Annotated in this window: 14 protein-coding genes and 1 pseudogene; 10 read left to right on the top strand and 5 right to left on the bottom strand. The window is 32.6% G+C overall.

Annotated features, from left to right (window positions below; genetic code table 11):
- Nucleotides 1–6 precede the first annotated feature (6 nt).
- Nucleotides 7–612, bottom strand: coding sequence for a DJ-1/PfpI family protein (locus JFL43_RS02535; protein WP_200747792.1), 606 nt, complete (start codon nt 610–612; stop codon nt 7–9).
- 109 nt (nt 613–721) lie between these two features.
- Here JFL43_RS02535 and JFL43_RS02530 point away from each other — a divergent pair, with 109 nt between their 5' ends.
- The 5 genes from JFL43_RS02530 (at nt 722) to JFL43_RS02510 (ending at nt 4,900) form a co-directional block, all read left to right on the top strand.
- Nucleotides 722–1,651, top strand: coding sequence for a helix-turn-helix transcriptional regulator (locus JFL43_RS02530; RefSeq protein ID WP_200747791.1), 930 nt, complete (start codon nt 722–724; stop codon nt 1,649–1,651).
- A 126-nt stretch (nt 1,652–1,777) separates the two neighbouring features.
- The gene (locus JFL43_RS02525) at nt 1,778–2,551 is read left to right on the top strand and encodes an SDR family oxidoreductase (RefSeq protein ID WP_200747790.1); all 774 of its coding nucleotides are present in this window, start codon (nt 1,778–1,780) and stop codon (nt 2,549–2,551) included.
- Nucleotides 2,552–2,819: 268 nt separating this feature from the next.
- Entirely contained in the window at nt 2,820–3,125 is a 306-nt protein-coding gene (locus JFL43_RS02520; protein WP_200747789.1) for a hypothetical protein, read from the top strand.
- Between the two features lie 160 nt (nt 3,126–3,285).
- Nucleotides 3,286–3,852, top strand: a complete 567-nt coding sequence (locus JFL43_RS02515; RefSeq protein ID WP_200747788.1) for a hypothetical protein — start codon at nt 3,286–3,288, stop codon at nt 3,850–3,852.
- A 664-nt stretch (nt 3,853–4,516) separates the two neighbouring features.
- Nucleotides 4,517–4,900 carry a DUF2283 domain-containing protein gene (locus JFL43_RS02510; RefSeq protein ID WP_200747787.1) on the top strand — a complete coding sequence of 128 codons (384 nt, stop codon included), beginning with the start codon at nt 4,517–4,519 and terminating at the stop codon, nt 4,898–4,900.
- Between the two features lie 931 nt (nt 4,901–5,831).
- On the opposite strand, the gene JFL43_RS02505 is transcribed toward JFL43_RS02510, so the two are convergent.
- The 3 genes from JFL43_RS02505 to msrA form a co-directional block, all read right to left on the bottom strand.
- Nucleotides 5,832–6,287: a hypothetical protein gene (locus JFL43_RS02505; RefSeq protein ID WP_200747786.1), complete on the bottom strand. Its 456-nt coding sequence runs from the start codon at nt 6,285–6,287 to the stop codon at nt 5,832–5,834.
- Between the two features lie 434 nt (nt 6,288–6,721).
- The gene (locus JFL43_RS02500; protein ID WP_200747785.1) at nt 6,722–7,627 is read right to left on the bottom strand and encodes an AEC family transporter; all 906 of its coding nucleotides are present in this window, start codon (nt 7,625–7,627) and stop codon (nt 6,722–6,724) included.
- Between the two features lie 75 nt (nt 7,628–7,702).
- Nucleotides 7,703–8,230: a peptide-methionine (S)-S-oxide reductase MsrA gene (msrA, locus tag JFL43_RS02495; protein WP_200747784.1), complete on the bottom strand. Its 528-nt coding sequence runs from the start codon at nt 8,228–8,230 to the stop codon at nt 7,703–7,705.
- 116 nt (nt 8,231–8,346) lie between these two features.
- Between msrA and JFL43_RS02490 the strand changes: the two genes are divergently transcribed.
- The 3 genes from JFL43_RS02490 (at nt 8,347) to JFL43_RS02480 (ending at nt 10,858) form a co-directional block, all read left to right on the top strand.
- On the top strand, nt 8,347–9,291 hold the full coding sequence (locus JFL43_RS02490; protein WP_200747783.1) for an LCP family protein: 945 nt from the start codon (nt 8,347–8,349) through the stop codon (nt 9,289–9,291).
- Nucleotides 9,292–9,379: 88 nt separating this feature from the next.
- Nucleotides 9,380–10,585: an AI-2E family transporter gene (locus tag JFL43_RS02485; protein ID WP_200747782.1), complete on the top strand. Its 1,206-nt coding sequence runs from the start codon at nt 9,380–9,382 to the stop codon at nt 10,583–10,585.
- A gap of 90 nt (nt 10,586–10,675) precedes the next feature.
- Entirely contained in the window at nt 10,676–10,858 is a 183-nt protein-coding gene (locus tag JFL43_RS02480; protein ID WP_200747781.1) for a hypothetical protein, read from the top strand.
- Between the two features lie 190 nt (nt 10,859–11,048).
- On the opposite strand, the gene JFL43_RS02475 is transcribed toward JFL43_RS02480, so the two are convergent.
- On the bottom strand, nt 11,049–11,483 hold the full coding sequence (locus tag JFL43_RS02475; protein ID WP_200747780.1) for a hypothetical protein: 435 nt from the start codon (nt 11,481–11,483) through the stop codon (nt 11,049–11,051).
- 199 nt (nt 11,484–11,682) lie between these two features.
- Here JFL43_RS02475 and JFL43_RS02470 point away from each other — a divergent pair.
- Nucleotides 11,683–11,814 (top strand): annotated as a pseudogene (locus JFL43_RS02470) (Tn3 family transposase); the annotation flags it as partial.
- A 476-nt stretch (nt 11,815–12,290) separates the two neighbouring features.
- The gene (gene argC, locus JFL43_RS02465; protein WP_200747778.1) at nt 12,291–13,325 is read left to right on the top strand and encodes an N-acetyl-gamma-glutamyl-phosphate reductase; all 1,035 of its coding nucleotides are present in this window, start codon (nt 12,291–12,293) and stop codon (nt 13,323–13,325) included.
- Nucleotides 13,326–13,334 lie beyond the last annotated feature (9 nt).

Here is a 13,334-nt window from a genome sequence, read left to right as displayed (position 1 = left end):
TGATATTTAAGAATTTGTCTTTGCTGCCTCATAATACCCTAGTTTATGAAAATTATAAAGCTGATTAATATGCTCCTTAGGGTATGCTTCTAATAATTCAAGAATTTCTTTTGCAAATTCTAAAGAAGCTGTTCCATTTGCGGTCACAATTTTTCCATCAGTAACTGCTTGCTCTAGTACATAATTTATTTCATTTCGATAGTTATCTTTTGCATAAGTTTTCAAATCATTAAGATCATTGCTTGTATGCTTTATTCCATTTAACCATCCATTGGCTCCCATAAAAACTGTTGCATCACATATTGCCCCTACTGGAATATCCATAGTAAGTGCCCTTTCCATAATTGGAATGATGTTATTGTTTAGTGGCTTACGCCATGATTTTCCCCCAATCAGTATTAAACCGTAAAAGATTTCAGGTATACTTCTAAAAGTATAATCTGGAAGGACACTTAATCCGCCAATTGACTTTATAATACCCTCGCTTACACTAACTATCTTAGTGATGTACTTGTCTGTATCATTTAAAAAAGCTGCTAAATAAGACATTTCCCAATCAGCGAAATCCTCCAACACTACAAATAAAATCTCTTTTTTCTCACTTTGGTTCAATCTTAATCCCTCCTAAATAAATTACAAAAATTCTATTAATTTGATACTGCCTTCAGTATATAATGTAATAGTGACAAATGATGACACAATTGGTAAAAGGGGAAAAATTTTGAGTAAGGCAATTAGATTAAATGAGTTAAGGTTGTATATTAATCGAGTCAAAAAGTTTAAGGTAGATGATTTAGCAAAAGAATTTAATGTTTCAAGAAGAACGATTCTTAGGGATTTAGAAGAACTAAGTATTTTAGGGGTTCCATTAATTTCAGAGGTAGGAGCTAATGGAGGATATCAAGTTTTGGAAGAAAAAAATCTACTTTCTGCCTCTTTTACAAAAGAGGAAACTTTCTCTATCTTTTTTGCTCTTTTATCTTTAAAACATTTTATTAGCCTACCTTTTGAATCGGAATATAATTCAATCATCAAAAAATTCTACCTGAACTTAAATGGAAAGATGAAAGATGAAATTGATTTAATCAAAAATAAGATTGATTTCAAAATAGATAATCAGAGTAAAGAAAGTCCCCTTTTAAAAGAGCTATTTATGGCGGCAGTAGGAAATGAGCCACTTTGGATTTCTTACTTGGGGGTTAAAAGAGATATTCAACCAATTGGATTATTTTCTCAATATGGAAGATGGTATTGCCCTTCGTATTGTTATCTTAGGAAGGAATTTAGACTCTTTCGTTGCGATCGAATATCAGAAATCGGATTAAGTGCAAGAAAAGACAAGATGAATCTAAATGAAACCAACCTAAATGATATTATTAACCTTTTATCAACAAAAAAAGAATATGAGCTTATTGTGGAGTTAACACCAGAAGGAGTAGAAAAATATAAATCTAATGTTTGTTCATACTATCGAATGTCAATAGACAGTAAAGGTCATGGAGTCATTAAGGGTTCAATAAGTGAAACAGAAATTGACTTTTTGGCTGATTATTTCATACAAATGGGAAAGAATGCAAAAGTAGTTCAACCCATAGAGTTAAGAGCTGAAATAAAAAAGAAAATTTTAGTATTGAGTGTTTTATACCAGTGATTTGGTATAGGAAACAATAATAAAATCATTCTTCTACACTCCTTTTTGTTGAACTTATTGAACTAACTTGGCTGGTTAGTGGAGAATTAAGACTTAAATTTACTTTTGTAATGGAGGAATGTTTTAATGAACCTATTAAAAGGGAAAATTGCTATTATTACGGGTGTAAGCCGTCTGAAAGGGATTGGAGCGGCTATTTGTAAGGAGTTAGCTGAAACAGGTTATCATATATTTTTTACCTATTGGACGGAATATGATAAAAAAATGCCTTGGAGTATTGATTTAGATGAGCCAATGAAATTAAAAGAAGAATTAATAAAAAGAGGTGTTAAGGTATCATGTATGGAGTTGGATTTAACTCAATATGATGCACCTGAACAACTTTTAAGTAGAGTTTCTGAACAACTTGGTTATCCTGATATCTTGATAAATAACGCAGCATACTCAACTAACAACAATTTTTCTAATTTAACTGCCGAAGAATTAGATAAACATTACATGGTAAATGTTCGTGCAACGACACTATTAAGTAGTAAATTTGCTCAAAAGTTTGATAAGAAATCTGGTGGAAGGATAGTCAATATTACTTCAGGTCAATTTCAAGGGCCGATGCTTGGCGAATTAGCATATGCAACAACAAAGGGAGCAGTCGATGCTTTAACTATCACATTGTCGGCTGAACTAGCCCCTTTAGGAATAACGGTCAATGCAATAAATCCAGGTCCAACTGATACAGGCTGGATGTCAGAGGAAATAAAAAGTGAATTAACGCCGATGTTTCCTTTCGGTAGAATAGGTGAACCGAAAGATGTTGCAAAAACGATTAAATTTCTAGTGAGTGATGAAGCAGATTGGATTACAGGTCAGATTATTCATTCAGAAGGTGGATTTAAAAGATAAATTAAACTAAGAAGGCTATATTTCTTGAAACTTATTGCTGTATTTAATTTCAATGTATATATCAATTTGTGAGGAATTGCACTTAAAGTAACGGGTGCTCTACTTCAATTAGGGGTTAAGCATCATTTTCGTCTTCAACTAACGGGGTAGGCTAGTTGAAGAAACAGATAAAAATGAATATATTTTATGTAGGAGAGATTTTTTATTCTATTTGTAGAATTAATCAGTGAAGAATGAAATAAATATTATTTTAAAGGATGACTGTATTTTGAAAAAGAAATTTATTTTGATATTTACATTTCTACTATGCGGCGGTTTATTATTTATTTTGTCGGAGAGTGAAGTAAAAGCAACTTTTACAGGAGTGATTGAAGAGATAAATGAACAGGGTGCCGTAGTTTATGTAACTGAAGATGAAGATAATGCAGTTTCAGGAATAATTGCTGTATATCTTGCAAAGAATCCTGACGAAACATTTCAGGTTGGTGATAAGGTAAAAGTCGGTTACGATGGGACAATACGAGATACAGCACCAATTGGTATTACTACTCTTACTGTAGAATTAGTTGAGTAATATCTTATAGAGAAGTTGTCCAATGTACTGTTCGTTTCTTAACAGTAAATCCTTATTCAACTAACGGGTGTGTTTAGTAAAAAAGTCAAGAATAAGACAAATGAACAACTATATAATATACTATGGATTATAGATTAACTACTTTCGTAGGAGGACTACTATGGTAAACTTAACAGAATATCTGTACAAAAAGATAAAACCGATTATTGAAAGTTGGAATGAGGAAGGAATATATGCATTATCTTTTTTTGCATATACAAATGAAGATTCAGATAATACCCCTATTTTTGTAATCAGTTATAATACCGAGGAAGATTGTGAGTATAGTTCACAGCTCAGTGAGCAGAGATGGAATTACGCCTTTTGGAGACAAGATGAAAATGAAATTATTGGCGATGAAGAATCAACAAACATTTTATTACAATGGTTTAAGGAAAATGGCATAAAAGATATTGGGTACGAGGACGAAACATTAATGTATGATGAGTATTATAATTATATAGGAAAAGGACCAAACGGATATTATGAGCTATTACAGATAGTTTCTAATGTAGCAAAAAAATTACACGACAATAAAGTTATTATTAATACTTTCAAAAGAGAAATACCCATAATTATTCATGATTTGGAATATTCTTGGTTTTCAGAGGAAGCAACGAAAAATGGAAACCCTAATGGAATAGCCGAGATATTCTTGGAAGCATTACGCCAAGAATTTCCAGAGTGAATTCTTGTATGTAATGAACATAATTTATATTCCTAAATTGCAATATTAAATGCAACAAACGATAAACCTTGATAAACCGGTGTTTTCTATACATATGGCATGAGAGTTTGGATATAGAGATACTAACTCGCTACTTTACTTGGAGTGGCGGGCATGATTGGTTAGTAAGTGATCTATTTAAATATACATCTCTATAGTTTAAAGCCAAAATTCTAAAGAATTCAATTAATAATAACTTATATTTAAATTATTAAAGGCTATGTTTGGGGGTAGTTTACGGGACGTAATCTCTTTGTATAGCACGAATACTCGTTAAAATATGACTATCAATTACTTATAGGCAGATAAAAAAATCTATTTTGAACATCTAGAAATATATTCTGTTCGTCCGACACTTTTAGAACATCCAAATAGTTTTGTAGGACAGAATAATAGGACACCACGCTACGAGCAGTAAGAGACTCATATCGTGGTGATTTTTCGTTCCGGGAAGTTAAAAATGGAATCAATTTAGGGGGAATCAATCCATGGGGTGAAATATTATGACCCAAAATATAATTCTATAGTTTCCCATTATAAAGGCATTGCTGTAGCTACAAAAAAATAATACACTAACAACTACGTATATACAAAAAGGCAAAAAGAAACGGTGGGTTAAAAAGAAATGAATACTAATATTTTAAAAATAGATAAGGAAGTAGAAATTGCGTATATAGAAATATTTTCTTCTTCATTTAATAGTAGAATAATAATTACGGAAGAACTGGAGGGAAATTCAGATTTCGAAATAGATTTAGATGGAGAAAATAGAGTGAAAGGATTGGAGGTTTTTGGTGAAACTTATGAGTTGTTAAAAAGCATGGTGGATATCAATAAATATATACTAGTAGATGAGGGGTATTATTGGGGCAAAAAAAAACCTCAATCAACATTTGACCTAATATACCAGGGAATTAAATTGCATTTCCTAAATCAAGATCATACTAATTTTGTAGGTTTAACAATTATAGATGCAGAAAAATATCCAAAAAGATATCTCCATTTTTAGAAATCCTCTTAGTTTAGTTAGGAAAAGAAGACAAAATTAATAGGTACTGGTAGGTCACCCTCACAAAATGGACACTAAGCTTTTTGTATATTAAGTACATTTAATAAACGTAGTCAGAAAGACGATCGGTGATAAGTAACCGAGTCTTTTTTGGCTACATTTTTTGTTATAGTAATAGTAAATACTGTGTCTATTAAAAAAAGTTTTCCTCAACGCAAACCAGAAAAAGATCCTTAAGAGTAAAAATGAAAGGTCTTTTTCTGGTTAGTTATTTTCTCCCATTAGAGTTTCGTTAAGGAAACTGAATTTATTCATGTATATTGGATCTTTTAATTCATTTAACATTTTTATAGATATTTCTATAGGATAATTTTTTTTATTATATTCTTCTACTTTTAAGCGATCGAGTAATTGATTGTGATAATCACTTAAAGTTGGAGCTTTTTTAGTTTCTCGATATTCACTTTCAATGTTAAATGGCAGAAACTTAGCATGATCAGATTCATCGCTACTAAGCATAATGTTAATGAGATGTATTCTAAATCATATTTAAAATTATTAGAGAAAGAGGTTTCTACGATTTTTTCTAGTGTATGTTGTATTTGTGATAATTTTGTTTTTGTATTAAGTAAATCAACATCAAGTATATTAATCGTTTTTATTAACTTTTGATTCTCTATTTCTAATTTTTCGATTGTTTCGTTTGAATTATTTATTTAGATAGGTCCAAATATCCTAATTACTTCTACCATTTCATAATCTATTTTCTTCTTTTTTTGCATTTTTTATTTTCATATATACGAGTGTTTCATAAAATATCTTGACATTTAATAAAAAAGAATAGTTCAAAACATGCTCTTATCATATTTAGATGGTCTAAACTTTATGAATAAGTTTGAGTTCTATTATGATTTTCTCCAGCTACAGCACCCTATTTCGCAATTTTAGATTCAGTGCTTTGATGTTGACTAGCTCCGCATAGACTAATAAGAAAAGTTAAACCAGCCGTAATTGGAGCAATACCATAAGAATTCAGTTTAAATAACCAGAATGGCATCGGTATACTTAAGACAAGATCAGATGTTGAATTAGAGGTGATTGTGTAAACAACAGGAGTATAAAATGAAATGATTAGACAAGGAACGGTCACGCATAGAAATAATGGTATATTGATCTTAAATGTCCATCTTTTTATGAAAAGTAGAGAAATGTATAGGCCAAACAAAAAGGGCATAGTTGCGTCTAACCAAAATCTAGGTCCTATTATATAATTTTGGCTAACTTGTTGCTCTACCATCTGTTTCAAATGATAACTGCCAAGGATCAATCCGAATAAACCTACAACCCATATTAGCTTTAAAGTAAATTTTGACCAGTTGTGATCCATCACGCTACCTCCATTTTTAATAGTTTAATTTTGTGCACGCATACTTATCTTACTATTATAATTCAAGGTGGTTCAAAATATGAATAAGAAGGGAAAGAAACGACAAGATATAGATGACAATTTCTATTAACATATGCATCAATGATACATTAATAGAAGTTATATAATGTAACGCAATGTAAACGAATGTGTTAAAGCATGCCACTCCTGTAATGCTAAGAACAAAACAATTGTCCAATGCTCGAGTGTTTACTTGAAATCCCGTTTTATTGCGATAAAAGTAGTGGTTAAGAAAACAATTAATGTTGTGCACCAACGTAAAAATGCTAGGTTGAAGGGAGGTAAATCATTGGCAATTGCACGTCCAATGATTTACCTCCTCGATACATTTTTCCTGTTTTCCTAGTTTTTTGAATAATGTAGACAATGATAACTTAAATACCTAGGAAGTAGAGTACGACTGGAATAGATACAATACTAATAATTGTTGTGACAAATGTTGTAAAAGACACTAAATCTGGCTCGGTATCGAATTGTAAGGCTAGCATCGTTGTATTTGCAGCAGCTGGCATAGCAGCTTGAATGATTAAAACGGATTTAATCAGCGTACTAAGTGGCATAAATAATAATATGGTTGCTGCTAAAATTGGTGATAAAATCATTCGGATAATTGTCACAGCAGATACGAAGCGATAATTTACCTTTTTAGCGGAAATTACGGCTAATTGCATTCCTAAAACGAGCATAACCGTCGGAATAGAAGCTTCTGCTACTAAACTAACGCCTGCCATGACGGTTTCTGGCACAGTTATATGGTAAAATTCTAAAGTGATACCCGCTAGTGCTGCGTAAATAAGTGGCATACGTAGTACTTTTTTGATAGATTGCTTTATCGTGGCTTTTTGGGATCCACCGATCGAAGCAAAGAAAATTCCCAAACTATTCATCAGTAGTGCATGTATGACCATAATAATAACGGCGACATCAAATCCCGCAGCACCTAAAGCAAACAATACAACTGGCGCACCATAATTACCACTATTCATGAACACAGCACCAAGAATCATGGCAGAAAATTCGGAGCGAGAAGCTTTAAGTAAAAATGAACAACCCCAAGTACATAGAAACAAGAAAATAGTTAACATAATGGCGAAAATAGCTATGTACAAATAATCCATCGTTAGTGGTGTCGTATAAAATGTACGAAATGCAAGAAAAGGTGACATTAAGTAGAGTGCTACTGTTGAAATTGATTTAATATCAAAACCAATATACTTTTGGCCAATGAAGCCTATGGCAAACACTATTAAAACAGGTAAAATAATAAGAAATAAGGACAAAAAATCATCTCCATTGAAAAATTAATATAATCCTCAAAGAAACACGTAGCTATAAAACTACGTGTTTAAAAAAGGCTATTGCCAATTTTTCTCGATAAATTCATCACGTCCAGATTGCGCACGATCTTCTTTATAATGAGTCGCACTTTTTTTATAATAGTCTTGATGATAATCTTCAGCAGGGTAAAATACTTTTGCCTCTTGAATCCCAGTGACAATTGGCTTTTTGAATCGACCACTTGTGGCTAATGCATCTTTAGAAGCTTGGGCTAACTGGTGTTGCTGTTCATCATGATAAAAGATTACCGCTTTGTAAGATTCACCGCGGTCTTGGAATTGACCTCCATCATCAGTAGGGTCAACTTGGGGCCAGTAAATGTCTAGTAATTTTTCATATGAAAAGATAGTAGGATCAAATTCGATTTGAACGACTTCTAAATGACCTGATTGGCCGCTCTTTACATCTTCGTATGTAGGATTTTCTAAATGGCCCCCCATATAGCCCGATGTTACTTTGTGTATACCATCATATTCGACAAATGGTTTGACCATGCACCAAAAGCATCCGCCAGCAAATGTAGCTTTATTAAAAATTTGTTCCATTATGTTGTAACCTCCTGTAGTATAATGACGTCAATAAACAAGTGGCGTCTTGGACTTCTTCTAGTGTACAACATTGACTATTAGAAAAACATACCCACTTGAAAGGAGCATACATCATGGCAGAAAATGAAAAAACAAGAATGCGTAATAAACGACGCAAAATTCGTAAAGGACGTGTGTTCATTACTTTTCTACTACTTTTCTTAACAGTAGTTGGAGTATATGCATACACTCAATATAAAGCAGGTGTTGATCTTGCAAATGGGCAAAAACAGAAGAAAGAAAACTTTATTGGAGACGAAAAATCAGCCAAAAATATAGATAATATTTTACTATTAGGTGTCGATTCTCGCGGTGAGGAAAAATCTCGAACAGATTCTATGATTCTTGTTTCATGGAACAAAGATACAAATGATATTAAGATGGTTTCGTTTATGCGAGATATTTATGCAGATATTCCTAACTACCAATCTTATAAATTGAATACGGCTTATTATTTAGATGGTGTTCAATTATTGAAAGATACGCTTAGCAATATGTTTGACATAGAAATTAACCACTATGCATTAATTGACTTTAAAAACTTTGAATCGTTGGTAGACGTTGTTGCGCCTAACGGGGTAGAAGTAAATGTGGAAAAAAATATGTCGAAAAATATTGGCGTTCATTTGAAAAAGGGAACGCAACAGCTAAACGGTAAAGAATTACTTGGTTATGCACGCTTCCGTAAAGATGCACAAGGAGACTTTGGACGTGTAGACCGTCAGCAAAAGACTCTAGAAGCATTGAAAAAAGAAGTTGTGTCACCAACGAATTATAAAAACTATCCTAAATTATTAGGGGCACTGCAAGGTTACGTTCAAACTGATATCACATCCAAGGAAGAATTAGCTTTCATGACATCCATCATTAAAGGTGGAGATGTTAATATTGAAAAGCTTACTATACCGGTTGAGAATAGCTTTACATTTGCTAGCTATCCACATGCAGGATCTGTTATTGAAATCAATAAAGAAGTAAATAAAAAAGCTTTAGATGTGTTTCTTGATTTTCAACAGTAATATAGGGGTATAATAATATTATTAGCGAAAAACAGATGCTTGCTGTAAACTAAAGATATAGCATTTTTTACCGAAAAGGGGGGATTGGATGGAACCTGAAAAGCCATCATTTTTTTCAACAAGATTTATTCGATTTTTAGGAGGTAAAAACTTACTTTTCGGATTAGTTACCTTATTATTTTTAGGGTGTATATTATTCATATATCAAAAAGTATCGTTTATTTTTTATCCCATTATTGTTTTTTTACAAACAGTTGTACTTCCGGTTATTTTAGCCACGATTGCATATTATCTATTAAGACCTATCCTACGCATTCTTGAGAAGTGGAAAATTCCACGCGTTTGGGGAATTCTAATTATCTATCTAGGGTTAGCCGGTTTAATTACTTTGTTAGTTATTCTAGTATTCCCATTCTTAAAAGGTCAGTTTACGAATTTAATCAACGAATTCCCACAATACTTTATGGAAATGCTTCATTCAATACAAACCTTCGTGCAAGGGTCGACTTTCAATAGTTACTTAACTAAATTCGATTTTAATTTGGATAAAGCTATTGGAGATTTAACAAAAGACTTAAGTGAAACAGTAAAAAATACAGTCGGAAAATTAAGTAGTGGTATTGCAACAGGTATTACAGGACTTATTTCAACGTTAACAGGTATTCTTCTGGCATTAGTAACGGTGCCATTCATCTTATTTTACTTATTAAAAGATGGCGAAAAATTACCTAAATTTGTATTAGGAATGTTCCCTCCACGTATGAGAGACGATGTTGCTCATCTATTTAAACAAGCAGATCGACAAATAAGTTCTTATATTCAAGGGCAAATTATTGTGTCATTTTGTATCGGTGTTATGATCACAATTGGCTTCTTAATCATCGGTATGGATTATGCATTAGTGCTTGGGGTATTAGCAATGGTCACTAGTGTTGTACCGTATCTAGGACCAATTATTGCAATTACACCAGCAGCGATTATTGCAATCGTAACTTCACCATTTATGCTAGTTAAACTAGCAGTTGTTTGGACAGTTGTTCAATTAATAGAAGGTAAATTTATCTCACCACAAGTAATGGGTAAATCACTACATGTACACCCCATTACAATTATTTTCGTACTTTTAACAGCAGGTTCATTATTCGGTGTACCAGGGGTTGTATTAGGTATCCCAGGTTATGCTGTAATTAAAGTATTAGTCAGTCACTTATTCTATTTATATAAGAAACGATATAATCGACATGAACCAGATCCTGCTTTGGCATATAAAGTAGAAGATTGGAAAGATGAGTAATCGGTAGCAATTGCTACCGATTTTTTTGCAAGATGGACGAAACTAAAAAAGTGATACATAGTGTAATTAGAAGTGAAAAGGCTGAATAAGTTGGAACATGCAAGAGATGTGAATGGAGATTTCTATGCTAATGCTACATTGATATTTAGTGACTTTAAAAAGCCAGGTGGGACATATGACGTCATCTGGAAGGCAATGACAAATAATGATACTGAAGGCTGGTACCAACTTCACGGAGATTCTAGTTCGACTCTATTTTCTCGGATAAAATAAATATGGAAATTAATACGTAATTTAACTTAATATCCTCAATGAGTTGTTTGAGTTAAAATGAACAGCTTATTGGGGACTTTTTATTTATATTGCATTAAATTCATAACGAATTTGCAATTTCTACCAATGTTGTAACAGGATTGTCTAATAGACTTTCCTCAATACTTAACATATAAGTCCATTTATTTTTTTAAAACATAAGAATACTTGAAATTTTTTTATCTATTCCTATTGTTGAATAATAAGCTTGTGTTCCATCTTTTAGAGATATTATTTTAGAATGATTTGTACGCGAAAGTAAATTATTCCCTATTCTAGAAGGGAAGACATTTATAATGTAATTAAAATGTTTTTCCTCATTTAAATATTCGATCTCAAGATTCTCATTTCCTTGGTCAAATCTTCCGAAAGAGTGGGTAAAATCTAATGGTGGTAATTTTATTGGTAAATCTAAGATTGTTTTATAATAAGATTCGGTGTCCTGTATTGCATCTGAAACAGGTTTGTAGCCTAAGTTATAATAACTTTTTTCTATACTCCTTTGTTGATATGATTTAACGGATTGCCATCCACTGAGGCAGAGAAAAAATCCAACCAAGAAAATAATTATTTTCTTTATAGTCAATGTATATTATCCCCTTTTAGTTTATCTCTTAAATATATTCAAAACGGAAACGCTAATACGAATTGGCTATTTAAAATATAGTTTATATCTATTACATGAAATTATGTCAATTATTTACGTAAATCGTTATGATGATGTTATAAGGCGTTGGAATAAAGGGGAAAGTTTATAGTCCGGCTGATGTTGCTACACAATGTCGCTTCATCATGAAACAGAATTGAATATTGGGGAGGATTACACTGATACCCAGCTTTATACCGATCAAGTTTTTGGTTTGAGTCATATATTAGGATTCCGTTTTGCACCAAGACTTCGTGATTTAGCTGAAGCTGGGGTAACGGCAGAAATGCGATTTTTCTAGTGATCCCCTACTGAATGAAAATAATTAAGAAACCCAGCTAATTTTCTCATGTGAAGGTAGCTGTTTTTTAGTTAGATATGCAAAAAAACACTTAAAACGGGAGGAAATGGCGAGAGCTTCGGTTATATTATTCCTGAAAACAACCTTGCATTTGAATGGTCAACAAGATCAATCTGACGAAGATGAATTTCAATACAATAATCTGTAATCTTATAACAAAAACAGCGGCTACCTCCAGCAAGTACTGAAGGAGTGGCTGTTTTTTTATACATCAATCTGTAGAGTAGCAATGAATAAATTCAAAAAAATTATATTATTTCGAATGCTTTAGCATTAGTAATGGAAGCGTATACATTTGGAATAAGAGTGATTTTAAATAAAAATACATTTGACTTTATAATTATACATTATTATAATATTTTTAACTTACACGTGAGGTGATTCAGTTGAAAGTCGGAATTGTTGGAGCAACAGGATATGGTGGGTTAGAACTTATACGACTATTACATAATCATCAAAAAGTCGAAAAAATCGAATTATTCACTTCTTCAGATGAAGGAGCCATTTTTTCACAAAAATACGCTCATCTAAAGAAATTATATGATCAACCATTACAAAAAATTGAAGCTGCGACATTAGCGCAATTAGATATTGTTTTTACGAGTACTCCATCAGGTGTATCGAGTAAGCTATTACCACCACTTTTAAATGGTACGACAAAATTCATCGATTTATCAGGTGATTTCCGCCTTAAGAATTTAGAAGATTATGAAAAATGGTATAAAAAAGAGGCGGCTCCTAGTGAAGTTATCGCGCAAAGTATTTACGGTCTATCTGAATGGAATAAAGAAGCGATTAAAGAAGCAATATTGATTGCCAACCCAGGTTGTTATCCAACGGCGGTTTTACTATCTTTACTGCCATTGTTAAAAGAAAAACTGATTCATGCAAGTGGCCTTATTATTGATGCAAAAAGTGGGGTTTCTGGTGCGGGTAACAAGCCAAGTTTGATGACCCACTATAGTGAGACGAATGAAAACACGGCGATTTATAAAATACATGAGCATCAACATATACCTGAAATTGAGCAGGCTATGAAAATGTTCGCAAATAGTGATTCACCGATTACATTTACAACAACATTAGTACCGATGACACGGGGCATTTTAGCGACAAGTTACGCAACTCTTACGAACGGTACAACCGAAGAACAGCTTTATAATTGTTTAGTAGAACAATATAAAAACAATCCATTTGTTCGAATTGTGAGAGAAACAGCTAAGTTTGGAACAAACCAAGTGTACGGCTCGAATTTCTGTGATATCCATGTGAAAGTCGATTCAAGGACCGGGAGAGCAGCTATTGTTGCTGTAATTGATAATTTAGTTAAAGGGGCAGCGGGGCAGGCGATTCAGAATATGAATATCCAGTTTGGTTTTGATGAAACGACTGGGCTTACCGAAGTGCCATTATTCATTTAACAAGGGAGT

Source organism: Viridibacillus soli, from assembly GCF_016612995.1.
Taxonomy (GTDB): domain Bacteria; phylum Bacillota; class Bacilli; order Bacillales_A; family Planococcaceae; genus Viridibacillus; species Viridibacillus soli.
Note: the sequence above shows the minus strand (reverse complement) of the source record. Positions and strands in the feature narration are given on the sequence as shown.

Coding starts and splice junctions, on each gene's coding strand:
- JFL43_RS02490 (WP_200747783.1), top strand. CDS start 8,347: ATGGCAGAAAATGAAAAAACAAGAATGCGTAATAAACGACGCAAAATT.
- JFL43_RS02510 (WP_200747787.1), top strand. CDS start 4,517: ATGAATACTAATATTTTAAAAATAGATAAGGAAGTAGAAATTGCGTAT.
- JFL43_RS02525 (WP_200747790.1), top strand. CDS start 1,778: ATGAACCTATTAAAAGGGAAAATTGCTATTATTACGGGTGTAAGCCGT.
- JFL43_RS02505 (WP_200747786.1), bottom strand. CDS start 6,287: ATGGATCACAACTGGTCAAAATTTACTTTAAAGCTAATATGGGTTGTA.
- msrA (WP_200747784.1), bottom strand. CDS start 8,230: ATGGAACAAATTTTTAATAAAGCTACATTTGCTGGCGGATGCTTTTGG.
- JFL43_RS02485 (WP_200747782.1), top strand. CDS start 9,380: ATGGAACCTGAAAAGCCATCATTTTTTTCAACAAGATTTATTCGATTT.
- JFL43_RS02515 (WP_200747788.1), top strand. CDS start 3,286: ATGGTAAACTTAACAGAATATCTGTACAAAAAGATAAAACCGATTATT.